This is a genomic window from Labrenzia sp. PO1, assembly GCF_012273635.1.
Lineage (GTDB): Bacteria > Pseudomonadota > Alphaproteobacteria > Rhizobiales > Stappiaceae > Roseibium > Roseibium algicola.
Window position 1 is genome coordinate 17,453 of record NZ_JAAXCR010000004.1, and the last position, 22,603, is coordinate 40,055.

Consider the following 22,603-nt stretch of genomic DNA (forward strand, 5'->3'; position numbering starts at 1 on the left):
GGTCCTGGCAGGGGGGTGCGGCCGTGGAGCAAAGCCGAAACCGGAAAACGAGGGGACTATGAACAAAAGAAAAATTGTCATCGCCGCAGCGCTGTTTGCGGCGGGAACGGGGACTGCTGTTCATGCTGAAACGCTGAAATTTGCCTTTCAGGGTGCACTGAACGCGCTTGATCCCTACAGTCTCAACGAGACCTTCACCCTGTCGTCGCTCGGCAATACCTATGAAGGCCTGACGCGCCGTGGTCCGGACCTGGCCATTGAACCGGCCCTGGCCGAGAGCTGGGAAATCGTCGATCCGAACCGCTGGCGTTTCCACCTGCGCAAGGGCGTAAAGTTTCACAACGGCAGCGATTTTACTGCCGAAGACGTTGCCTTTTCCGTCGACCGCGTGCGCTCGGAAGGGTCTGACCTGACCACCCGCGTCCCGGCTGATGCCAAGGTTGAGATTGTTGACGACTACACGGTCGATTTCGTTCTCACCGGTCCGAACCCGATCCTGCATTACGAGTGGGACACGTTCTACATCATGGACAAGGAGTGGACGACGGAGAACGACGCGGTGAAAGTCACCTCGGCGTCCGACACTTCTGCGAACCATGCCGCGCTCAATGCAAATGGCACCGGACCGTTCAAGATCGTCAGCCATGAAGCCGGCGTGAAGACCGTCTATGAAAAATACGACGGCTGGTGGGACGAAGCCAAGCACAACATCGACACGGTGGAATTCACGCCGATCGGTTCCGATGCAACGCGCGTTGCCGCGCTGCTGTCCGGCGAGATGGACATGGTCTACCCGATCCCGGTGCAGGACATCAAACGCATCAACGACAATGCGGGAACCAAGGCGCTGACCGGCCCGGAACTGCGCACGATCTTCCTTGGCATGGACCAGATGCGCGACGAGCTGCTCTATTCCGACGTCAAGGGCAAGAACCCGCTCAAGGATGCCCGGGTGCGCAAGGCCTTCTACCAGGCGATCGACATCGAGGGGATCAAGAAGAAGGTCATGCGGGACCTGTCCAACCCGTCTGCCCTGATGGTTTCGCCGCTGCTGTTCTCCAAGTCGGCCGATTTCGAGCGTTATCCCTATGACCCGGAAGCCGCCAAGGCACTGCTGGCCGAAGCCGGCTATGCAGACGGCTTTTCCATCGGCATGGACTGCCCGAATGACCGGTACGTCAACGACGAGGCGATCTGCCAGGCGGTTGCCGCCATGCTGGCCCGTATCGGCGTGAAGGTGAACCTCAACGCCCAGCCAAAGGCGAAATACTTCGCCAAGATCCTTGCTTCCGGTGGTTACGACACGTCGTTCTACCTGCTTGGCTGGACCCCCGGATCCTTCGACAGCTGGAACGTTCTGGACAACCTGATGAACTGCCGCGACGAATCCGGCAAAGGTTCGCCGTTCAACAACGGTGGCTTCTGCGACGAGAAGATCGACCAGCTGACCGATGAAATCCTGGTCGAGATCGATCCGGAAAAGCGTGATGCCATGATTGCTGAAGCCTTCCGCATCAGCCACGAGAACGCCTACTACCTCCCGCTGCACCAGCAGAGCCTGGCATGGGGTGTTTCCGACAAGCTGGACCTTGTCCAGCGTGCCGACAACCAGTTCCAGTTCCGCTTCGTGACCAAGAACTGATCCTGAAGCACAGCAAATGACGCTCCCGGCAACTCCGCCGGGGGCGTATTTTCATGACTAAAGCATTCAAAGAGCCGAAATGATTGGATTTGCAACGCGCCGCATCGTGCAGGCGATGATTGTCATGCTGGTGGTCGCCCTTCTCGCGTTCACCATGTTCCGCTTTGTCGGCGATCCCATAAACCAGATGGTCGGCATCGAAACCTCGATCGAAGAACGGGAGGCCCTGCGCGAGCGCCTGGGTCTGAACGACCCGGTTCCGGTCCAGTTCTTCCGTTTCGTCACCAAGGCCGCGCAATTCGATTTCGGCACGTCCTACCAGTTCCGTCAGCCGGTTTCCGAGCTTTTCGCCAAGCGCATACCCGCCACGCTCGAACTCAGCTTCGCGTCTGCGGTGTTTGCGCTCGTTGTCGGCATTCCCATGGGCATCTACGCCGGGCTCAATCGGGAATCGCCCGTTTCCAAGCTGTTTCTGTCAGTTTCACTGATCGGCATCTCGCTGCCGACGTTCTTCATCGGGATTCTGCTGATCTTCCTGTTTTCCGTTACCCTGCAGTGGCTGCCGAGCTTCGGACGCGGCGAGACCGTGCAGATCGGATCCTGGTGGACGACCGGCTTTCTGACCATCTCCGGCCTGAAGGCGCTGATCCTGCCCTCCATCACGCTCGGCCTCTACCAGATGACCCTGATCATGCGGTTGATCCGGGCCGAGATGCTGGAAGTCATCCGGACCGATTACATCAAGTTCGCCCGGGCACGCGGTCTGCCGGACAGGCTGGTGAACTTCCGGCATGCCCTCAAGAACACGCTCGTTCCGGTCATCACCATCACCGGGCTGCAGCTTGGCGCGATCATCGCTTTCGCGACCATCACCGAGACCGTTTTCCAGTGGCCAGGCATGGGCCTGATGTTCCTGCAGGCCGTGCAGAACGTCGATATTCCGATCATGTCCGCCTATCTGCTGCTGACTGCCTTCCTGTTCGTGACGATCAATTTCATCGTCGACATCCTTTACTTCTTCATCGATCCGCGTCTGCGGGTCGGTCGGCCATAAGGGAGACCGACGCCATGCCTTTCGTCACCAACGAAGAAGCAAAATCCAGCGTTCAGGACAGGGCGGCACCGGTCAAGGAACCGGGGCGGATGGCCCGCGCTCTCGACAGCGACCTCTTTCATTCGTTCCTGAAATCGAAGGTCACCGTTGTCGCTGCCACCGGCACGGCAATCCTGTTCCTCCTTGCGTTCCTGGCGCCGTGGATCGCTCCACATGATCCGTTCGACCTGGCGTCGATTTCCATCATGGACGCCCGCGTTCCACCGGTCTGGATGGAATATGCCGATCCCCGCTTCCTCCTGGGAACGGACGATCAGGGCCGCGATATGCTCTCCGGTATCTTCTACGGCATGCGGATCTCGCTGATCGTTGGCTTCTGCTCTGTTGTCGTCGCCGCCTTCATCGGCATCTCGCTGGGGCTGGTCGCGGGCTACATGGGTGGGCGGGTAGATGCGATCATCATGCGGATTGCCGACGTTCAGCTGACGTTTCCGGCCATTCTGATCGCCCTTCTGATCGACGGTGTCGCGCATGGCATTTTCGGCGCGATCGACCGGGAGGTTTTCGCCTTCTACATTCTGATCGTGTCGCTGGCGCTGTCCTTCTGGGTGCAATATGCGCGCACGGTTCGCGGTTCCACCATGGTTGAGAAGAACAAGGAATATGTTCAGGCCGCCCGCGTGATCGGCATTCCCTCGGTCATCATCATGGTGCGCCATATCCTGCCGAACGTCACCGGACCGGTGCTGGTGATCGCGACCATCAACCTGGCACTTGCCATCGTGACCGAAGCGACGCTCTCGTTCCTGGGCGTCGGCATGCCGCCTACCCAGCCGTCCCTCGGCACATTGATCGCCATCGGCAACGATTTCCTCTATTCGGGGGAGTGGTGGATCGCGATCTTCCCGGGCCTTGCACTGGCCCTGCTGGTGCTGAACGTCAACCTTCTGGGCGACTGGCTGCGCGACGCCCTCAACCCGAAACTCAGGTGAGGCCGGTATGAGCGTTCTCGATATCAAGGACCTGAGGGTCGAGTTTCCGGGCCGAAAATCCGTCTTCGTCGCCGTCGATGACGTTACCTTGAGCGTCGATGCCGGCAAGGTTCTCGGCGTCGTCGGAGAATCGGGTGCAGGCAAGTCGACAGTCGGCAATGCGGTGATCGGGCTGCTGCAGGAACCCGGACACATAGCCGGCGGTGAAGTCTATCTTCACGGCAAGCGCATCGACCAATTGCCTTACAAGGAAAAGCGTCGTTTGCGCGGCCGAAAGATCGGCATGATTTTCCAGGATCCACTGACGTCTCTCGATCCGCTGCAGACGGTGGAAAGCCAGCTTGTGGAGACGATCCGCACCCATTTACCGCTCTCCGGATCGCAGGCCCGCCAGCGCGCGATCGAACTGATCGAGGCCGTGGGCATTCCAGATGCGCCCGAACGCATCAAGCAGTATCCGCATCAGTTTTCCGGCGGCATGCGCCAAAGGGTGGTCATCGCGCTTGCGCTGTGTGCGGAACCTGAACTGGTGATCGCGGACGAGCCGACAACCGCGCTCGACGTTTCCATCCAGGCGCAGATCCTTGAACTGATGAGGAAGCTGTGCCGGGAGCGTAACGTCGCCATGCTGGTGATCACCCATGACATGGGCGTGATTGCCGACATCACGGACCATGTGGCGGTGATGTACCACGGTGAACTGGTGGAATACGGCGAGACGACCCAGGTGCTGGGCGCTCCGGAACACCCCTACACCCAGAGCCTGATTTCCGCCGTGCCACGCCCTGATATCAAGGTCGAGCGGTTTCCCGTGGTCAACTACATCGAAAAAGCCGGCACGCCACAGAAGCAGATCGACATCGCCACACACTGGCTCGGCAAGGCACGCGACTATGAAAAAGTGTCCGGCCCGCTGGTCAAGGCAACGGACCTCGACATGCGGTTCGAGACCCGTGGCTCGATCTTCCCGTCCAAACGCAAATACTTCCAGGCGGTCAAGAAGGTCAGTTTCGACATCAACGAAGGCGAGACCTTCGGCCTCGTCGGCGAGAGCGGGTCGGGCAAATCGACCATCGCGCGCCTGATCACCGGCCTCTACCAGCCGACCGGAGGGTCGATCCTGTTCGGCAAGACCGAGCTGACGTCGCTCAAGAATCGCAAGGACGTTCTGGCGATGCGTCGCCAGATGCAGATGATCTTTCAGGATCCCTATTCCTCGCTGAACGCCCGCATGCGCGTCAGCGACATCATCGCGGAACCGATCAAGTTCCACCGTCTGGCGTCAAGCAATGCGGAAGTGCGCCAGATCGTCGATGACCTGCTCGATCATGTCGGTCTGGGCGCGGCGGCCGGCAGGAAATTTCCGCACGAGTTTTCCGGCGGTCAGCGCCAGCGCATCTCCATCGCACGGGCGCTCGCGACGCGGCCCAGGTTCCTGATCTGCGACGAGCCCACCTCGGCACTCGACGTGTCGATCCAGGCGCAGATCCTGAACCTATTGAAGGATCTTCAGGAAGAACTTGGGCTGACCATGCTGTTCATCAGCCACGATCTGGCCGTGATCCGGCAGATGTGCAACCGCATCGGCGTCATGCGCCATGGCGAGTTGTGCGAGGTGGCAGACTGCGACCAGCTCTTCGAAGCGCCGCAACACCCCTATACACGCGAACTCCTGAACCTGATGCCGTCACTGGAGTTGCTGTCGCGGGCAAACCTCGCAACGGCCTGAAGGAACCGGCGGCGTTGTCGCCGGCCTTCCCAAGTCTTTGAAGATGAGTCTTTTTTCGGATTCGGCCGAGTCGCTGACTTGACTCCAAGCCCCACCCCGATTCTCCGGTGACCGCAAAACGTTAGTCACAATCCAGTCCGAACCGGGCAGTTTTTGCCGCCCAGGGCGCCACTACGATCTGCACCCAAATAGATTCATTCTGATTTTCAGTCCGGACCCGATTGTTAACAGATGTTAACCATGTTTTTCCGGCGCACCCAAACGTAAAAGGGAGAGCCTTTCGGCTCTCCCATTAATATACCACACCCCGAAATAATCTTCGTCCAGAGGACTATTAAATACAGGCCCTCAATACTTGCAAGCCGTTTAAAAAATTACCCTTTTATACTACCCGCAATTCAGTTTCGCTCAAGTTCCACGCTGCACAAATGGTCAGCACCCATTCCGATGCACTGCGACTGGGACAGGCAACATGCTTACCGAACTGACTCTGCGGCATTGCCTGTCTCCGGCCGCTCCCGCATTTTCAGACGGTCCCCAGGGCGTGCCGTTTGTATCTCCAGTTGGCCCACGACCCGGTTCCAGCAGAAGAATTCCAGATACGAGAGCCGACCGGCTATGCCGAAAACATCATTGATTTCAGTTCTTTGGGCGTTTTTTCTTGTCATTGCCGTAGTGTGCCTTGTTCTGGCTCTGGCAACAGCAGGCGGAGAACCCTCTGACGCCGCAACGTCAGTTTTGGTTTTCGGTTCCTACAGCGCCTTAATTTTCAGCATGTTTTCCGCGATTTTTTCGCTTCTCGGCCTCTCTTTTTCGCTCAACACCTCTGTCGGCCGGCCCTTGACGCTTTTCACGGCGCTGGTCAGCACCGGATTGCTTGCCGTTTCGACCGGCCTCCTCCTGTCCGGTCCGACATCGCCCCAGTCCAATGCACCTGCCCTTGCCGCAGCTTTCCTGATGGTGCTGCGGGCGTTCGGTGTGGTTCTGCTGCCACCAAGGGGTGACCTCAGCGGAGTGCCACAAGCGGCATGGTCTGTCCTGTTGGCGCTGCTGGCTGCCGGTACCTGGTGGTGGGTCCTCGACAGGACCGAGGCCCCGGCCGCTCTTGCCGCCGCGCTGCTTCTTTCCTGGCCGCAACTGATCGACGGAATCAACGCATTCGCGGACAAGGTCTTTCACAAGGCAGCACTGGCGGCAGGCGCCCGTGACATTGCCCCCGGCGCCTTCACCAAGGTCGCTCATGCCCGCGATATCCTCATCGACAAGGCTGCCGTGATGTCAGGACCCAACCTGATGGTGACCAATGTCATGGCCTTCAACAACGAGCCGAAAACGCTCCTGGCCGTTGCCGCCTCCGCTGAGGCCGGATCATCCCATCCGGTCGCCCAGGCCCTGCGCGAACTGGCCAGCCAGTGGCAAGTCGCCCTCAAGATGCCGGACCGGTTCGAACCGACACCTGGTTTGGGTGTCGTTGCGCTGCTCGGCGGACAGACCGTGGTGATCGGCACGACGGACCTCCTGAAGCGCCTCAAGATCGACAGTTTTACCGCCGACGCCATTGCCCGGTCGCTGGAAGCAGACGGCAAGACGGTGCTGCGTGTCGCTGTCGGGGGACGCGTCGTGGGTGTTTTAGGTCTGGAAGGCACATTGCGTCAGGACGCCGGCGTTGCGGGGATGGCCCTGCGCAAAGAGGGCCTCGTGCCGTGGCTGTTTAGTGGTGACAGCCCCAACACACGCAGCGCGCTGGCGGGCATGCTTGGCCTAGAGCTGACCGACGATCCGAAGCCGGGAGAAACCGCGCCCGAGGCCGCCTCCCGCTGCTTTCCGGACATGCCCCCCCTTGTCCTGACCCTGTCGCAGGACCGTATGGCGCTGGAACTGCGCGAAGGCGCCACGCCCGGAAAGGACGGGACAGATGCAAGGCATTCCCCTCTTGCTGTCAGCGACACCGACGACATTGGAGCCTTCCCTGCCCTGAAGGCGCTGGCCATGCGCCGCAATCTGCTGGCCGTGCACGCCCGCCGGCTGCTGTCAGGTCTCTGGCTTTTCGCCGGCCTGTGCGGTGCCTTGACCCTTCTTCCGCTGTCGGCCGCACCCGTTCTTTTTGCTATCTGTCTTGCCGTCCTTTGGACATTTGCCCGGTTTTCCATTGCAGATACGCTGCACCGGAATTCATGACGGGCGTATTCTCAGATTGTGGAACCGAAATCGGGTTTCAGCGCCTTTACAGCCTCATGGAGCTGGTGTTTATCGGCTTTTGACACTTTGTGAGTGCATTGAGGGATGAGGCGACATGAGCGACACCAAAACACCGAAACTGCGGTCCGCCGCCTGGTTCGACAATCCCGACAATCCGGGCATGACCGCGCTCTATATCGAGCGTTACCTGAATTTCGGCATCACGCGTGAAGAGCTGCAGTCGGGCAAACCGATTATCGGCATCGCCCAGACCGGCTCTGACCTTTCACCCTGCAACCGCCACCATCTGGAGCTGGCAAAGCGTGTGCGCGAAGGTATTCGCGACGCCGGTGGTATTGCCTTCGAATTTCCGGTTCACCCGATCCAGGAGACCGGCAAGCGCCCGACCGCAACACTGGACCGGAACCTGGCCTATCTTGGTCTCGTCGAACTGCTGTATGGCTACCCCATCGACGGCGTGGTGCTGACAATCGGCTGTGACAAGACCACACCTGCCTGCCTGATGGCCGCCGCAACGGTGAATATTCCGGCCATCGCGCTGTCCGTCGGTCCAATGCTGAACGGCTGGTACAAGGGCGAGCGCACGGGCTCCGGCACCATCGTCTGGAAGGCCCGCCAGATGCTTGCCGCAGGCGAGATCGACTACAAGGGCTTCATGGACCTCGTCGCCTCCTCCGCGCCGTCCGTCGGTTTCTGCAACACCATGGGCACGGCAACGACTATGAACTCGCTGGCAGAAGCCCTGGGCATGCAGCTTCCGGGGGCGGCCGCCATTCCGGCGCCTTACCGTGAGCGCGGTGCAATTTCCTACGAGACCGGCAAACGCATTGTCGACATGGTGCGCGAGGATCTGAAACCCTCCGACATCATGACCCGCGAAGCGTTTGAAAACGCCATTGTCGTCAACTCGGCCATCGGCGGTTCGACCAATGCACCGATCCACCTGAACGGCATTGCCCGCCATCTGGGTGTTGAACTGGACAACGACGACTGGCAGGAGATCGGCCATGACGTGCCACTGCTGGTCAATCTGCAGCCGGCCGGAGAATATCTCGGCGAGGATTACTTCCACGCAGGCGGCGTGCCTGCTGTCGTCGCGGAGCTGATGCGAAACGGCAAGCTGCCGCATCCGGGCGCGCTCACCGTCAACGGCAAGGGCATCGGCGACAATTGCGACGGTGTCGTCACAGACCTGCCGGACGTCATCAAGCCCTTCAACAATCCGATGAAAGACAAGGCTGGTTTCATCAACTTGAAGGGCAACCTGTTCGACAGCGCCATCATGAAGACCAGCGTGATCTCGGAAGAGTTCCGCGACCGCTATCTCTCCAATCCGGACGATCCGGAAGCGTTTGAGGGTCGTGCCGTTGTGTTCGAAGGGCCGGAAGATTACCACGACAACATCGACAATCCGGACCTTGAGATCGATGAACACTGCATGCTGTTCATCCGGGGCACCGGCCCGATCGGTTATCCGGGCGGTGCCGAGGTGGTCAACATGCAGCCACCCGCAGCCCTGATCAAACGCGGGATTACATCCCTGCCCTGCATCGGCGACGGCCGTCAGTCGGGCACATCCGGTTCGCCGTCGATCCTGAACGCATCACCGGAAGCTGCCGCCATGGGTGGACTCGCGCTTTTGAAAAGCGGGGACCGTGTGCGCATCGATCTGAGGAAAGGCACTGCCGACATCCTGATTTCCGATGAGGAACTTGCGCAACGACGCACGGACCTGGAAGCGGCGGGCGGCTTCAAGATTGCGGAGAGCCAGACACCCTGGCAGGAGATCCAGCGCGCCATGATCGGGCAGTTCGACAAGGGCATGGTTCTGGAGCCGGCGGTTAAATACCAGGACGTCGCGCATACCAAGGGGCTGCCACGGGACAATCATTGATCTGACGATCCTGTCAGTTGGATTGCCTCTGGCACCGCGAAATGTTGAAATTCTCCGTCATTGCCGGACTTGATCCGGCAATCCATGCGATGATCACGGCGGCCGCGCTGCCGGTGAAACGAATTGGATCCCATGGTCAAGCCATGGGATGACGGAGCGTGTGGCGAAACGCTCCCGGCGGCGCATCTCTTTCGACACAGATTTCTACTTGACGATTACGTAAACGTCATGCTTCAAGAGGGCAAAGACGGGCTCCGGCCCAATTCAAACGGGAGAAAACGACATGTCCTTGGAACAGCTTACCGAAGGTGTCCGCGCAAAGGTTGCCGATGGCGGCATTGAAGAATCCGTCAAGTTCGATCTTGGGGAAACGGGTATCATCTTCTTGCAGGGCTCCAGCGTTTCCAACGAAGATGACGAGGCAGACTGCACCATCAAGATGTCCGCCGAAGACCTCGGTGACCTTCTCTCGGGTGATCTGAACCCGACGGCTGCCTTCATGGGCGGCAAGATGCAGGTGGAAGGTGACATGAGCGTTGCCATGAAACTCGGCAGCATCGTCTAAGCAAGCCTTTACAGCAGACCTTTTCAAGCCGGTCCCAACAGGGCCGGCTTTTTTTGTTCCACGATCTCCACTCCCACCTCCCCCATTCCCATCAGTCTCATCCTGAGGAGCCCGGTACAGCCGGGCGTCTCGAAGGATGGGCCACTTGTTTCGGAGTGTGCCGCCCATCCTTCGAGACAGGCCTTTGGCCTTCCTCAGGATGAGGTGGCGGGGATGAGGCCCGGTGAAGGACGTGAAGGCTCCCTCCCGGGTCCGGCAAACAAAAAAACGGCGGGCAAGGCCCGCCGTTCGAGTTTCTGGATGGTCCGGGTCGTTACCGGTTTGTGATGATTTCCGGTCCCATCAGGCTGTAGGGCAGCCAGGTGGACAGGGCCGGGACGTAGGTGACGAGGATGAGGAACAGGAGCAGGATGAGCACGAACGGCGCTGCCGCCTTGACCACCTGCACCAGACTCATCCCTGTTATCCCCGATGTGACGAACAGATTGAGCCCGATTGGCGGCGTGATCATGCCGATTTCCATGTTCACGACCATGATGATGCCGAGGTGAACCGGATCGACGCCAAGTTCCATGCCGATCGGGAAGACCACCGGCGCCACGATCAGAAGCAGGCCCGACGGTTCCATGAACTGACCACCAAGCAGCAGCAGCAGGTTGACTGCGATCAGGAAGGTGAACCAGTTGAAACCGGCTCCGACCATCCAGTCGGTGATTGCCTGCGGAATCCGCTCCGATGTCAGCACGTGGGCAAACAGCAGGGCGTTGACGATGATGAACATCAGCATGATGGTCGTCTTCGCCGCATCCACCATCACCTTCTTGGTGTCCTTGTGGAACATGGCCGGAAGAAACTTCCAGACGATCAGTCCGATATTCCGACCCCAGATCTTTGCGCCGATACCATAGATGGACGGCAGCTCGGCAGGGCTGACACGGCCACGCAGAAGCGGATAGCCAATCAGCGCAGCCAGCAGGACAATGGCACTGTCGATGCCGTAGAAACCCTGTCTGTCCGTGACCATGCCGGCGATGCTCGACCAGGCGAACATTGCAGCAAACCCGTAGGTGATGGTCTTGAAACCGGCCAGCCCCAGAGGGCCGTCCTGTTCCTGCACCCAGCGAATGCCACTGAGCGGGCCCATGTCGCGATAGACGAAGAGTGCCACCAGACAGGCGTAAACGGCCGCCACTGCCGCAGCTTCGGTCGGGGTGAATATACCGCCGTAGATGCCGCCCAGGATGATAACCATCAGGAACAGGCCGACGGCCGCTTCCATCATGGCATGCCAGATTTCCTTGAAGCCCGGCCACGGCTGGGCCGGCAGGTTCTTGACGCGTGCCATGACATAGATGGCGATCATCAGCATCAGACCGGCGATCAGCCCTGGAACCACACCGGCAAGGAACATGCGGCCAACGGAAACGTTGGTTGCAGCCGCATAGACCACCATGACGATGGAAGGCGGGATCAGGATGCCGAGCGTACCGGCATTGGCAATGACGCCCGCGGCAAACTCCTTCGTGTAGCCTGCCTGCCGCATGCCGGCGATGGCGATGGTACCGATCGCGACCACGGTTGCGGGCGACGAGCCTGACAGCGCAGCGAACAGCATGCAGGCGAAGACGCCGGCGATCGCCAGACCGCCCCGGATCGCACCGACGGACGCGATCGAGAAGCGGATGATGCGCTTGGCAACACCGCCCGTCGACATGAAGGCCGATGCCAGAATGAAGAAGGGAATCGCCAGGAGTGTGTAGTTCTGCGACGCCGTGAACAGCTGCAGCGCCACCGACGAGATGGAATCGTTGGAGAAGATGGCAATCGCCAGAACGCTGGACAAGCCGAGCGAAATGGAGATCGGAACGCCCAGGAACAAGAAGCCGAGGACGAGAATGAAGAGAATTGCTGCTTCCATTGCCCCGGCCTCAGTCCTTCAAGACGTCTTTGTTTTCAGCGACGAGGTCTTCCGCCTCATGCGCGGCGATCATCATCTCGCGCTCGCCGGTAATGATCTGCCAGGCCGCCTGGATGCAGCGAAACATGAACAGGAACAGGCCGATGGGCAGGATCAGATAGGCGATCCAGCGTTGAACACGCTCTTTCGTGCCGAAGGTTTCAATGATTGCGTCGGGATAGCGCAGATCGTCGAGACCGATGCCGATCTTGTACATCTTGGACCAGTAGTCGATCGCGCCGCCTCTGGTATCGAGACCGAAGATGTGCAGCCATTCCGACCAGAGCAGCGTCAGCGCATAGACAACGCCGCAGAGCGCACCGAAAACGGCAACAGCCCGGAACACCGGCTTGGGAAACAGGCGGATGACCGCATCAACGCCCAGATGCGAGCCGATTTTGACGCCATAGCTCATGCCGAACAGGATCAGCCAGGCGAACAGGATACGTGTGAATTCCAGGGCACCGGTCCAGCCGGAATTAAAGCCGTATCGCGCCACCACCTGGGTGAAGGATACGATGGTCATGGCGGCCAGGAGAAAGGCGAGTACACCTTCCTCGAAGCGCGTGACCCAATTGTCGACGCGTTGCATGCGTTTCCCCCGAATTGGCCTCTTGGTTATCAGCGTGTCCGCCGGCATGGTTGCGCGGGCGGCCGCGGGACCTTGGCAGAAGGGCCGGACGATCCGGCCCTTCCAGGAGTTGTTTCAGGTCAGCCTTAGCTGGCGTTGTTGGAAGCGACGGCGGAGTCGATCAGGTCCTTACCGATATCGCCTTCAAACTTGTCCCAAACCGGCTTCATGGCGCCAACCCATGCCTTGCGCTGCTCCGGGGTCAGTTCACGAATGGTGGAACCGGCATCCAGAACGTTCTGGCGGTTCTGGGCTTCAGCAGCTGCCACGTTACCGTTTGCGGTTGCAGTGACTTCTTCCACGATGGTCAGGAACTGGTCACGAACTTCCGGATCCAGGCTGTCCAGCCACTCGTCGGAAGTGACGAGCAGGTAAGCAAGCAGCTGGTGGTTGGTTTCGGTGATGCCGTCCTGCACTTCGAAGAACTTCTGGGTGTAGATGTTGGACCAGGAGTTTTCCTGACCGTCCACAACACCGGTCTGCAGTGCGCCGTAGACTTCCTTGAAGGCCAGCTTCTGAGCGTTGGCGCCCATGGCTTCGATCATGGCAACAGCCACGTCAGAGGTCTGCACGCGGAACTTCAGGCCTTTTGCATCGTCCGGAACCAGCAGCGGCTTGTTGGCGGAGAACTGCTTCAGGCCGGAGCTCCAGTAGCCGAGGCCCTGGAAACCGTAGTCGGTCATGGAGTTCAGGAGTTCCTTGCCGTTTTCACCGGTGGTGAAGCGCTCGACGGCGTCCAGATCCTGGAACAGGAACGGCAGGTCGAACAGGCGGAACTTCAGCGTGTAGGCTTCGAACTTGGAAAGCGACGGCGCAGCAAGCTGAACATCGCCGAGCAGAAGGGCTTCCATTACCTTGTCGTCGTCGAACAGCTGAGAGTTCGGGAACACCTGCATGCAGGCCTTGCCGTTCATCTCGTCGTTGACGCGTTCCGCCAGCAGCGTGGCAGCGTCGCCTTTCGGGTGGCCGGTTGCGGCAACCACGTGGCTGAACTTGATGACGATTTCACCGTCATTGCAATCGTCAGCCGCATAAGCGTTCGCAGACAGGGCCAGAGACGCCGCGGTAGCTGCGGCGAGAGCGAATTTTTTCATCGGATGTCCTCCCAGACATTTCAGTATGACGGCCATTCGGGCCGGACAGCGTGGTGGCTGGTCGGCACCCTATTGGCAAAGTCCGTGCCAAGTGCCGGAAGAGCAACAAAAAGCGCCGATTTCTGCAGGTTAACAAAAAGTTTCAAATGAACCTGGTCGGGAGAGACTTTCGTTTATGGGTCGAGTCAGACACATGGCATGAAACCGGATGTGTCGAAACCGACACATTTCCGGCCTGCTACATCATATTTTAAGCCGTAAAGCGCCGAATTATCAGTGCCAGATAGCGCCTGAAGAACGGTCGTGGCGCAGCTTGACCTTCAGGCGTGCCAGCTTGTCCGGATTGCGCATGTTGTAGATACGCTCCAGCCGCCCATCGGCGTCATAGGCGAACATCACGGCTGTCACGATCTCGTCGCCGTAGAACATGACGAGGCCACGTGTTCCGTTCAGATCCAGTATCTTGATCTGGCAGGGCTCCCAGAGGCGGCCAAGAATAAGAACCGCGTAGCGAGCGACCTCGTCCGCGCCTTCCAGGATCCGGCTCATGGCCGTTGCCTTGCCGCCACCATCGGACTGGAGTTGTACGGTTTCGGCGAGAAGGCCCGTCAGGTGGTCCGTGGATCCTGTTTCAATTGCGGTGAGAAAGGCAGACAGGATCCGGTCCTGATGATCGGCTGGAGGAACAAAACGGGAGGTCGGACCCTGCACATGTCTGCTTGCGCGGGACACCAACTGGCGGCAGGCCTGTTCGGTAACCCCCAGAGTTTCGGCAACTTCGTCATACGGCTTTGCGAAAATCTCGCGCAGCAGGTAGGCGGCGCGCTCCTTCGGGCTGAGGCGCTCCAGCAGCAGGAGGAACGCTGTCGTCAGGGATTGTGCCCTGTCCAGGTCGGTCTCCGGGTCCGAGCCACTTTCGAACTGAAGCGGTTCGGGGATCCACGGGCCGACATAGTCGACCCGTTTCCTGTGAGCGGCCTTGAGAGTGTCCAGGCAGCAATTGGTGCAGACCGTGGTGAGGAATGCTTCCGGATTCAGGATGCCGGCACGATCCGTGGATTGCCACTTCAGGTATGTGTCCTGCACCGCATCCTCGGCATCCGCCATGGAGCTGAGCATGCGATAGGCCAGCCCCATCAGCTTCGGGCGTACCGTCTCGAAAACATCGATGCCTGGAGCGTCACTCATGTCAGTGGTTCGATACCTGGACCCGGTTCCACAGATTGATCATCGCGACCGCGGCGGTGATCGCACTGATCTCGGCGTCATCGAAGTGGCGGCGCAATTCACCGCGCAATGCCTCATAGTTCGTATCGACCTGAAGACTGGTCAAGGCTTCCGTCCAGGCAAAGGCAGCCTTCTCCGCCGGCGTGTAGTCATCAACGTGCCGCCAGACCGTCAGGCGCTGCAAACGCTCCTGGGTCTCGCCCGCGTCGAGTGCTTCCTGGGTGTGCATCTTCACGCAATAGGCACACTGGTTGATCTGCGATGCACGCAGATCGATGAGATGCCGCAGTTTCGGCTCCAGCCCTGCCTTGCCGATCTCACCGCTGGCAGCGACGAAACGCTTCACGATATCGGGGACATTTTCGTAGTGATTGATGGCATTAGAGGTCGTCATTGGCGTGTCTTCCATTCAGGTTTCAGGGTGTGACACAGGGTTGACGACCGGACGCAGCGATTTGTGACACCGGCCCGAACTTTTTTTCGGCCATGCGTTTTGCCAACCCGCCCAGCGAGCCGGGACGGCAAGGAAATCAGGTCATTGTCAGACGGAAAGCGCTTCGTCCTTGCCGAGACCGTATTTGCGCATTTTCTCGTAAAGCGCCTTTCGCGAGAGCCCAAGGTTCTCGTAAGTGGGCTTGATGGCACCGTCGTTGCGCTTGAGTTCGGCGACGATCAACGCCCGTTCATATGTCGCGACCTGTTCGAACAAGGTGGATCCGGCCCCGCTGCTGGGCGCGTTGACCAGCTCGACACCGAGCACGAAACGGTCGGCGACATTGCGCAACTCGCGGACGTTGCCCGGCCAGTCCCGCGCCATCAGCTCGGCGAGGTATTCCTCGTTGATGTCCGGGATCTCGCGCCGGTAGCGTGCCCGGGCTTCCACCGCCAGATGCCGGAACAGGAGGGGGATATCCTCCAGCCGGTCGCGCAACGGTGGAATGGCAACATTGACGACATTGAGCCGGTAGAACAGGTCCAGCCGGAACCGGCCTTCCTTGCCGGCGGCCTCAAGGTCTTCCTTGGTGGCCGCAATGAAGCGCACATCCAGTTCGATCGCCTTGTTGGAGCCGAGCCGTTCGATTGTCCGGGTCTCGATCACGCGCAGCAGCTTGACCTGCAGTTCCAGCGGCATGGATTCGATTTCGTCCAGAAACACGGTGCCCCCATGGGCATGTTCCAGCTTGCCGATGCGCTGTCCGCTGGCACCGGTAAAGGCGCCCTTCTCGTGGCCGAAGAGTTCAGATTCGATGATTTCGGCAGGAAGCGCCCCGCAATTGAGGGCGACGAAAGGCTTTTCCTTGCGGGGTCCTTCGTCATGCAGTGCCCGGGCGACCACCTCCTTGCCGGAGCCGGTCTCCCCCAGGATCAGCACATCGGCATCGGTTGCCGCCAGGGCCGTGACATTGCGGCGAAGCAGTTCCATGGCGGCGGTGCGCCCCACGAGACGGCTTTCCAGGCCCGTTCGGTCTGCCAGTTCCTCGCGCAGCTTTCGGTTTTCCAGCACCAGCCGGCGCTTGTCGAGCGCGCGTTCCACCACGGAGGCAAGGCGCGAAACGGAAAAGGGCTTTTCCATGAAATCATAGGCACCGGCGCGCATGGCCTCGACCGCCAGAGGCACATCGCCATGGCCGGTGATCAGCACCACGGGCAGGGCGGGATCGATCTCGAAGGCCCGCTTCATGACCTGGAACCCGTCCGTCCCGGGCATGCGAATATCTGTAACAAGCACGCCGTAGAACCCGCGGTTGACCCGTTCCAGGGCTTCTTCCGGCTCGCCGGTCGCAAACACCGCCTGGCCGGACAACTCCAGCCCCTGGCTCAAGGAGCCGCGCAGGTCCGCTTCATCGTCAATCAGTAGGACGGTCGCCTGATCCATTAACGCCTATCTCATTTCATTCCGCTGCAAGGACATGCTCATCGGCCACCGGCAGGCGCATGGTGAACACCGCACCGCCACCGTCGCGATTCGCCGCCTTCAGCGATCCGGAAAAGTCATGAACGATCTTGTAGGCAATCGACAAGCCCAGCCCGAGCCCGGCGCCGACATCCTTGGTGGTGAAAAACGGGTCGAAGATCTGTGGCAGCACATCGGCATCGATGCCTGTGCCGTTGTCACTGACTGTCAGCACCGCTTCGCTGCCTTCCTGCCTCAGTTCCAGCCGCACTTCAGGCATGGCAAGCGATGCGGCGTTGCCGCTGACAGCATCCAGTGCGTTGGACAGGAGATTGATGACCACCTGCTCCAGGCGGATGCGCCCGCCCTTGACGATGATATCCTCTGTCGGCAGCGCCAGATCGAGACGCACCTTGCTCTGCTTGATATGTGGCTGCAAGAGAAGCGTTGCCTCGTCGATCACCTGGCGCAGGGACACCGGCTTGATGTCGGTGCCCGACTTGCGCGTGAAGCCTTTCAGCGTCTTGGCGATTTCGGCCATGCGGCTGACCATGCCTTCGATCCGCGAGAGATTGCCGAGCGCTTCGTCCGCACGCCCCCGCTCGATCAGCATGCCTGCCACTTCCGCATCGGAACGGATAGCTGCCAGTGGCTGGTTGTACTCGTGACTGAGAGCCGCAGACATCCGGCCGAGCGTTGCCAGCTTGGCTGCCTGCACGAGTTCGGCCTGGGCCAGACGCAAATCGGCTTCAGCCTGTTCGCGCTCACGCACTTCCTGTTCCAGAAGGACGTTGGTGCGGCGAAGATCCGCAGTCCGTGATTGCACACGGCGCTCCAGGCGCAGCGCGCTCGCCCGGTTGCGCCGTTCCTGGCGCACGAATTCTTCCCGCCTGACAATCAGGATGGCGATACCACCGGCGGCGATCACACAGACCAGAAGCGCGACCAGCATGGCCCAGCCGGATCGCTGGCGGGCATCCTCGATCGTCACAAGCGTTCTGACCTGCCAGCCGAGAACGGCCAAGTTCTCCGTCAATTGCAGGTAATAGTAGGGAGACGGCGTTGCCGGCAGCAGGACCTCGATGCGTTCCGCCACCGACATATCGGCGATATCCCGGCCGACAGAAAGCTCGTCCATCCGCTTGCCGCGCCATGCGGGAACATTGGTGACCACAATCCGGCCACTGCCATCCAGCGCGACCAGCGGTTCCTTGCTGAGTGCCCAGGCTTGCTCGACGTCTTCCAGACTGACCCGGACGGCAATCACGCCGACGATGGAGCTGCCCCGGCGCAACGGCGAGGCGAAGACATAGTTCGATGCGGCCTCTGGCGTACCGGGAATGAGCTGCCGGCCGAGCTGGCCCTGTAGGGCCTGTTCGAAGGCATGTCCGATGCGTTCCGCCCCGCCGAAGGAGCCCGTCGGCACACCACCCTGGCTGGAGACCACGACATTGCCTTGCCTGTCCATCAGCCAGATCTCTTCCGCGCCCGACATGCCGGCAGCGATCGCGGCGATGCCAGGGTCTCCAGACCTGCCGGTGCTCATCAGCAACTGACCGATATCCGGACCACGTGCCAACAGGGGCGACAGCAGGCGGAACTTGTCGAGAAGTCTTTCGAGAACGGCTGTCTGAACCGCAAGATTGGCCCGCGCACCGGTTTCCACCTCCGCAAGCGTGATCCGCAAGCTGGCAAGCCCGGTCAGCCACATCAGTGCGACCGTCGACAGGATCGCCGCCGCTCCGATACCGATCTTCAGCCTGCGCCAGGTCCGGCGCTTGGTCTTGCGCAACATCGCGTCAGTATAAACAAGCCGCGCGCCGCGTGAAGCGGGAGCCTTATCCAGCGAATTCCTCCCCGGTAGCCGTGTCCGACAGGGCCGGTGCACGCTGGCGCCGGTCGATGGCAACGCTCTTGATCAGAACCGTGACGTCCTTGCCTGTGTGGAGATCAAGGTCGGCAACGGACGCGCGGGTGATGCGGGCACGCAGCACCTGTCCGCTGACGGAGCAAAGGATTTCCGCATAGGGACCGCTTTCACTTGAAATACTGCGGATTGTCGCCGCGAAGGCATTGCGGATGGACAGGCCCTCAGGCGGCTTGACCGCCAGGGCAACGTCCCTGGCCCGGATGCGCAGGCGCACCGCATCGCCCGGCACGGCTGCCATATCCGGTATCTGCAGTGTGGCTCCGCCGATATCGACATCGGTCAGGCCCCAGTCCGGGTCACATCTGGTGACGGTACCTTCCAGCAGCGCACTGGCCTCGTGACGGCCGGTTGCCCGGCCCAGATCGGTCCGCGCGAGCATGTCGGCTACCGGTCCAAAGGCGGGCGTGCGTCCATCCGACAGGATCACGAGCGTGTTGGACAGGCGCGCCACCTCCTCGATGGAATGGCTGACATAGAGGATCGGGATTCCCGCCTCCACGCACAGACGGTCCAGATACGGAAGAATGTCGTTTCGCCGCGCCTGATCGAGATTGGCCAGCGGCTCGTCCATGATCAGGAGCCGCGGGTCCGACAGAAGCGCCCGCCCGATGGCCACCCGTTGCCTCTCGCCGCCAGAAAGAGTTCCGGGCTTTCGCTCCAGGAGCCCGCCCAACCCCAACAGATCGACCACTTCGGCCATGTCCCGGGTCCCAGGCCTGCGGCCCGCCCAGCGCGCATAGGTGAGGTTCGAGGCAACGCTAAGATGCGGAAACAGCCGGGCATCCTGAAAGACGTGACCGATCCTGCGTGCCTGCACCGAGAGGTTGATACTCTTGTTCGCGTCAAAGAGGGTCGTGCCGTTGACGGTGATATGTCCACTGAGCGGCTTGATCAGCCCGGCGATCATGTTGGTGAGAGTTGTCTTGCCGGCGCCCGACTGGCCGAAAAGCGATGTCACCCCGCCCCGGCTGTTGAACCGGGCTTCAAGATCGAGTTGACCGACACGGCCGGTGATGTCGACATCAAGCATGACCGCCCCCCATGCGCGCGCGCAATCGGCGCGCCAGTGCTTCCGAGGCGATCAGCGCCGCGAAGGCGACAAAGGCCGCAATCAGCGTCAGGCGGAAGGCAGCCAGTTCTCCACCAGGGGTCTGGGTGGCGGTATAGAGCGCCAGAGACAGGGTTCTTGTCTCCCCGGGAATGTTGGAGACGAAGGTTATGGTGGCACCGAATTCGCCCATGGCCTTTGCAAAACCCAGGATCGCGCCACCGAGAATGCCCGGCAGGGCAAGAGGCAGGGTGACCGTCAGAAAGGCGGTCAGGCGATGGGCACCGAGAGACTTGGCCGCTTCTTCCAGTTTCGGGTCCACGGCTTCGAAGGAAATTCGGATCGGCCTGACCATCAACGGAAAAGCCATCACACCGGCAGCAAGCGCTGCACCGGTCCAATTGAAGGCGAAGGTGACACCGAAGACACTGTCCAGAAACGATCCGACCGGCCCCTTGCGGCCAAAGGTCAGCAGCAGCACGTAGCCCGTGACCACCGGTGGCAAGACGAGCGGCAGATGCACAAGAGCATTGACGGCGCCGTGGCCGGTGAACCGGTAGCGGGCAAGCACGAAGGCCATCAGAACGGCAAGCGGCAGCGCGACAGCGAGGGCGGCAGAAGCGACCTTGAGGGTCAAGAGAAGGGCCTGCCATTCCCCGGGCTGGAGATTGAAAAAATCCACGTCTGCTCAGTCTTCTCGTTCCGATACGCGGCCGAATTTTCTCAGCCACCTGCCGTTATCGGTTAGAACACCGCAGGAACGCAAGATGTCGTTTGTCTTGAGCCTTCAATGCAAAGCAGCGTGCCTGGGGTCAACAGCCCCTTGTCCGGCTTGAGCATGTCTATTCCGATGGCCAGCGCCGGTGCGATCGGCTAGGGTCGCGTTCCCTCCTTGTTGCAGCCGATTCCAGGACACTGCATGACAATCTCGCTGAAGACCCAGGTCCCCGACATCGATACCTATTTGCGCCTGCGGGTCGATTCCGGGCTGAGCGGCTACGGCAGGGACGCGGCGGAAATCGGGCTGAAGAACAGCCTGTTTTGCGTGATGCTTTATGACGGCGATGAAGCGATCGGCATGGGGCGTCTCATTGGTGACGGCGGCTGTTTTGTCCAGGTGACGGATATCGCGGTTTTGCCCGCCTACCAGGGGCAGGGCCTTGGCAAGCGCATCATGGCAGCCCTGACTGCCCATATCGAAAGCGCATTCCCCCCCTCGACCTATGTCAGCCTGATTGCCGATGTTCCCGCCAATGCGCTTTATGCCCAATTCGGCTTTGAAGAAACCGCGCCGGTTTCCCTGGGTATGGCACGCCGGGCAGGTGTCAAAAACCCGGCCTGACAGACCGGCAGCGCAAAAATATATTCCCGCTCGCAAATCGGGTCGTTTGGGCGTTTTGCGCCGCCTAGGGTCTTCTCACAACCATTGAGGAGACAACACCATGTTTCAGATCGAGCCTCTTCCCGCCACCGAGTTTGCACATTTGAGCAGCCTGAGTGACACGGAACTCGCGCAGAAGGGCATTCAGGTGCACATTTCGGACGGCGCGTTTCCCTGCCGTGTGTCACTTGCCGATGCAGCCCCGGGTACCCGGGTTTACCTGCTCAATTTCGAACATCAACCTGGCGAAACACCCTACCGCTCCCGGCATGCGATCTTTGTCGCCGATGGCGCGAAGGAAAGCCACCCGGACCCGGACACGATCCCGGAAGTCGTGGCAAAGCGCCTGCTGTCGGCACGAGCCTTCAACCGGGCCCACGAGATGATCGACGCGGAAGTCGTTGAAGGCCGCGAGCTGGAAGGCGTCATCCGGACGTTCTTCGACAATCCGCAAGTCGACTATATTCACCTGCATTTTGCTCGCCGCGGCTGCTACGCGGCAAGGGTTTCACGCACCGCATGGACCTGATCAATAAAGCCTGAGCAAGCCTTCGGAGGTGGCTTCTTCCAGAAGCGCCTCCGGGGTCTGTTTCAGCTTGCCATGCCGGATCATCGCATCGCCGATGTCGCCCAGGTCATCAGCGTTGCGCCAGCTTTCCGGTTGCCAGATCTTCGAGCGGACCATGGCCTTCGGGCAATGCATGAATGCCCGGGTGATCTCCACTGCCAGCGCCATCGCCGGCTGTTTGCCCTCCACCTGCGTCCGCTCCAGCAACCAGGCATCCCGAACAATGCGGGCTCTGCCCGACACCCTCAAGGTCTCGCCCTTGCCCGGGATCAGGAAAATAAGACCGACGCGCGGGTCCTTCAGCAGATTGTGGTAGCTGTCGAGGCGGCGGTTTCCGGGACGGTCGGGGATCGCCAGCAATGTGTCGCTCAAGACGGTGACAAAACCGGCCGGGTCCCCCTTGGGACTCACATCGATCACGCCCTCCGGATCAACCGTCGCGATCAGGCAGAAGGGGGATCGTGCAATGAACTGCCTGCACAGGTCGTCCAGTGCCTTGATCTCCTTTACCCTCACCTTTTCGGGCGCGGTTCCGGCATGGGCTTCGAGCTGGTCAACCGTTGTTATCGGGTCGTTGAAATCTGAAAGTGTCGTGGGATCTTCCGGCATGGCAACCTCCCTGGATCTGCCTGCTGGCGCTATCACCATCAAACGGCGCTGCGAACGCAAAGACAAGGCGTTTCGCTGGAATCACGGTTTTTCCAAACTGGCGCCCCGATTCTGGCTAAACTGGATCTTACCTGAGCAACATCGCACCCATCATAAAGGGATCGCATTGCCGATTTAAACTTTAACGGT

General features: G+C 60.3%; 20 protein-coding genes. 10 read left to right on the plus strand and 10 right to left on the minus strand.

Annotated features, from left to right (window positions below):
* The first annotated feature begins 58 nt into the window (after nucleotides 1-58).
* The 7 genes from HCG46_RS20150 to HCG46_RS20180 all read left to right on the plus strand — a co-directional run bounded on the left by HCG46_RS20150 (nucleotide 59) and on the right by HCG46_RS20180 (nucleotide 10,075).
* A complete protein-coding gene (locus HCG46_RS20150; protein ID WP_031269916.1) occupies nucleotides 59-1,642 on the plus strand; it encodes an ABC transporter substrate-binding protein in 1,584 nt (527 codons plus the stop codon).
* Between the two features lie 79 nt (nucleotides 1,643-1,721).
* Nucleotides 1,722-2,696, plus strand: a complete 975-nt coding sequence (locus tag HCG46_RS20155; protein WP_023002301.1) for an ABC transporter permease — start codon at nucleotides 1,722-1,724, stop codon at nucleotides 2,694-2,696.
* A 14-nt stretch (nucleotides 2,697-2,710) separates the two neighbouring features.
* The gene (locus HCG46_RS20160) at nucleotides 2,711-3,688 is read left to right on the plus strand and encodes an ABC transporter permease (protein ID WP_023002302.1); all 978 of its coding nucleotides are present in this window, start codon (nucleotides 2,711-2,713) and stop codon (nucleotides 3,686-3,688) included.
* 7 nt (nucleotides 3,689-3,695) lie between these two features.
* Nucleotides 3,696-5,417, plus strand: coding sequence for an ABC transporter ATP-binding protein (locus tag HCG46_RS20165; protein ID WP_077291308.1), 1,722 nt, complete (start codon nucleotides 3,696-3,698; stop codon nucleotides 5,415-5,417).
* Between the two features lie 774 nt (nucleotides 5,418-6,191).
* Nucleotides 6,192-7,595: an HAD family hydrolase gene (locus HCG46_RS20170; RefSeq protein WP_168687233.1), complete on the plus strand. Its 1,404-nt coding sequence runs from the start codon at nucleotides 6,192-6,194 to the stop codon at nucleotides 7,593-7,595.
* 115 nt (nucleotides 7,596-7,710) lie between these two features.
* Nucleotides 7,711-9,510 carry an IlvD/Edd family dehydratase gene (locus HCG46_RS20175; RefSeq protein WP_023002305.1) on the plus strand — a complete coding sequence of 600 codons (1,800 nt, stop codon included), beginning with the start codon at nucleotides 7,711-7,713 and terminating at the stop codon, nucleotides 9,508-9,510.
* A 283-nt stretch (nucleotides 9,511-9,793) separates the two neighbouring features.
* Nucleotides 9,794-10,075: an SCP2 sterol-binding domain-containing protein gene (locus HCG46_RS20180; protein WP_023002307.1), complete on the plus strand. Its 282-nt coding sequence runs from the start codon at nucleotides 9,794-9,796 to the stop codon at nucleotides 10,073-10,075.
* Between the two features lie 313 nt (nucleotides 10,076-10,388).
* Here the strand turns inward: HCG46_RS20180 and HCG46_RS20185 are convergent, their stop codons facing one another.
* The 9 genes from HCG46_RS20185 to modB form a co-directional block, all read right to left on the minus strand.
* On the minus strand, nucleotides 10,389-11,993 hold the full coding sequence (locus HCG46_RS20185; protein ID WP_023002308.1) for a TRAP transporter large permease: 1,605 nt from the start codon (nucleotides 11,991-11,993) through the stop codon (nucleotides 10,389-10,391).
* A gap of 10 nt (nucleotides 11,994-12,003) precedes the next feature.
* Nucleotides 12,004-12,624, minus strand: coding sequence for a TRAP transporter small permease (locus HCG46_RS20190; RefSeq protein ID WP_023002309.1), 621 nt, complete (start codon nucleotides 12,622-12,624; stop codon nucleotides 12,004-12,006).
* A 125-nt stretch (nucleotides 12,625-12,749) separates the two neighbouring features.
* Nucleotides 12,750-13,757 carry a DctP family TRAP transporter solute-binding subunit gene (locus HCG46_RS20195; RefSeq protein ID WP_023002310.1) on the minus strand — a complete coding sequence of 336 codons (1,008 nt, stop codon included), beginning with the start codon at nucleotides 13,755-13,757 and terminating at the stop codon, nucleotides 12,750-12,752.
* A gap of 273 nt (nucleotides 13,758-14,030) precedes the next feature.
* Complete coding sequence (gene sigJ / locus HCG46_RS20200) at nucleotides 14,031-14,945, minus strand: RNA polymerase sigma factor SigJ (RefSeq protein WP_023002311.1); 915 nt, start codon at nucleotides 14,943-14,945, stop codon at nucleotides 14,031-14,033.
* A 1-nt stretch (nucleotide 14,946) separates the two neighbouring features.
* Nucleotides 14,947-15,378: a carboxymuconolactone decarboxylase family protein gene (locus HCG46_RS20205; RefSeq protein ID WP_031269919.1), complete on the minus strand. Its 432-nt coding sequence runs from the start codon at nucleotides 15,376-15,378 to the stop codon at nucleotides 14,947-14,949.
* A 147-nt stretch (nucleotides 15,379-15,525) separates the two neighbouring features.
* A complete protein-coding gene (locus HCG46_RS20210) occupies nucleotides 15,526-16,860 on the minus strand; it encodes a sigma-54 dependent transcriptional regulator (RefSeq protein WP_023002313.1) in 1,335 nt (444 codons plus the stop codon).
* A 16-nt stretch (nucleotides 16,861-16,876) separates the two neighbouring features.
* Nucleotides 16,877-18,673 carry an ATP-binding protein gene (locus HCG46_RS20215; protein WP_168687234.1) on the minus strand — a complete coding sequence of 599 codons (1,797 nt, stop codon included), beginning with the start codon at nucleotides 18,671-18,673 and terminating at the stop codon, nucleotides 16,877-16,879.
* Between the two features lie 43 nt (nucleotides 18,674-18,716).
* The gene (gene modC, locus HCG46_RS20220) at nucleotides 18,717-19,838 is read right to left on the minus strand and encodes a molybdenum ABC transporter ATP-binding protein (RefSeq protein WP_168687235.1); all 1,122 of its coding nucleotides are present in this window, start codon (nucleotides 19,836-19,838) and stop codon (nucleotides 18,717-18,719) included.
* Nucleotides 19,831-20,538, minus strand: a complete 708-nt coding sequence (gene modB, locus HCG46_RS20225; protein ID WP_055660401.1) for a molybdate ABC transporter permease subunit — start codon at nucleotides 20,536-20,538, stop codon at nucleotides 19,831-19,833. The genes modC and modB overlap by 8 nt, the downstream gene beginning before the upstream one ends.
* A gap of 237 nt (nucleotides 20,539-20,775) precedes the next feature.
* On the opposite strand from modB, the gene HCG46_RS20230 reads away from it, so the two are divergent.
* Both HCG46_RS20230 and HCG46_RS20235 read left to right on the plus strand, forming a co-directional pair.
* The gene (locus HCG46_RS20230; protein ID WP_023002317.1) at nucleotides 20,776-21,198 is read left to right on the plus strand and encodes a GNAT family N-acetyltransferase; all 423 of its coding nucleotides are present in this window, start codon (nucleotides 20,776-20,778) and stop codon (nucleotides 21,196-21,198) included.
* A gap of 100 nt (nucleotides 21,199-21,298) precedes the next feature.
* Entirely contained in the window at nucleotides 21,299-21,766 is a 468-nt protein-coding gene (locus HCG46_RS20235) for a DUF1203 domain-containing protein (protein ID WP_055660398.1), read from the plus strand.
* Here HCG46_RS20235 and HCG46_RS20240 read toward each other — a convergent pair whose 3' ends face one another.
* Nucleotides 21,767-22,414: an MSMEG_1061 family FMN-dependent PPOX-type flavoprotein gene (locus HCG46_RS20240; RefSeq protein ID WP_209009555.1), complete on the minus strand. Its 648-nt coding sequence runs from the start codon at nucleotides 22,412-22,414 to the stop codon at nucleotides 21,767-21,769.
* On the opposite strand from HCG46_RS20240, the gene HCG46_RS20245 reads away from it, so the two are divergent.
* A complete protein-coding gene (locus HCG46_RS20245) occupies nucleotides 22,413-22,592 on the plus strand; it encodes a hypothetical protein (protein ID WP_168687225.1) in 180 nt (59 codons plus the stop codon). The two genes, HCG46_RS20240 and HCG46_RS20245, sit on opposite strands and share 2 nt — an antisense overlap.
* Nucleotides 22,593-22,603 lie beyond the last annotated feature (11 nt).

Bases quoted from the DNA above. Each gene is read 5' to 3' on its own strand.
- HCG46_RS20150 (WP_031269916.1), top strand. From the start codon at position 59: ATGAACAAAAGAAAAATTGTCATCGCCGCAGCGCTGTTTGCGGCGGGA.
- HCG46_RS20155 (WP_023002301.1), top strand. From the start codon at position 1,722: ATGATTGGATTTGCAACGCGCCGCATCGTGCAGGCGATGATTGTCATG.
- HCG46_RS20160 (WP_023002302.1), top strand. From the start codon at position 2,711: ATGCCTTTCGTCACCAACGAAGAAGCAAAATCCAGCGTTCAGGACAGG.
- HCG46_RS20165 (WP_077291308.1), top strand. From the start codon at position 3,696: ATGAGCGTTCTCGATATCAAGGACCTGAGGGTCGAGTTTCCGGGCCGA.
- HCG46_RS20170 (WP_168687233.1), top strand. From the start codon at position 6,192: ATGTTTTCCGCGATTTTTTCGCTTCTCGGCCTCTCTTTTTCGCTCAAC.
- HCG46_RS20175 (WP_023002305.1), top strand. From the start codon at position 7,711: ATGAGCGACACCAAAACACCGAAACTGCGGTCCGCCGCCTGGTTCGAC.
- HCG46_RS20180 (WP_023002307.1), top strand. From the start codon at position 9,794: ATGTCCTTGGAACAGCTTACCGAAGGTGTCCGCGCAAAGGTTGCCGAT.
- HCG46_RS20185 (WP_023002308.1), bottom strand. From the start codon at position 11,993: ATGGAAGCAGCAATTCTCTTCATTCTCGTCCTCGGCTTCTTGTTCCTG.
- HCG46_RS20190 (WP_023002309.1), bottom strand. From the start codon at position 12,624: ATGCAACGCGTCGACAATTGGGTCACGCGCTTCGAGGAAGGTGTACTC.
- HCG46_RS20195 (WP_023002310.1), bottom strand. From the start codon at position 13,757: ATGAAAAAATTCGCTCTCGCCGCAGCTACCGCGGCGTCTCTGGCCCTG.
- sigJ (WP_023002311.1), bottom strand. From the start codon at position 14,945: ATGAGTGACGCTCCAGGCATCGATGTTTTCGAGACGGTACGCCCGAAG.
- HCG46_RS20205 (WP_031269919.1), bottom strand. From the start codon at position 15,378: ATGACGACCTCTAATGCCATCAATCACTACGAAAATGTCCCCGATATC.
- HCG46_RS20210 (WP_023002313.1), bottom strand. From the start codon at position 16,860: ATGGATCAGGCGACCGTCCTACTGATTGACGATGAAGCGGACCTGCGC.
- HCG46_RS20215 (WP_168687234.1), bottom strand. From the start codon at position 18,673: ATGTTGCGCAAGACCAAGCGCCGGACCTGGCGCAGGCTGAAGATCGGT.
- modC (WP_168687235.1), bottom strand. From the start codon at position 19,838: ATGCTTGATGTCGACATCACCGGCCGTGTCGGTCAACTCGATCTTGAA.
- HCG46_RS20230 (WP_023002317.1), top strand. From the start codon at position 20,776: ATGACAATCTCGCTGAAGACCCAGGTCCCCGACATCGATACCTATTTG.
- HCG46_RS20235 (WP_055660398.1), top strand. From the start codon at position 21,299: ATGTTTCAGATCGAGCCTCTTCCCGCCACCGAGTTTGCACATTTGAGC.
- HCG46_RS20245 (WP_168687225.1), top strand. From the start codon at position 22,413: ATGGCAACCTCCCTGGATCTGCCTGCTGGCGCTATCACCATCAAACGG.
- HCG46_RS20240 (WP_209009555.1), bottom strand. From the start codon at position 22,414: ATGCCGGAAGATCCCACGACACTTTCAGATTTCAACGACCCGATAACA.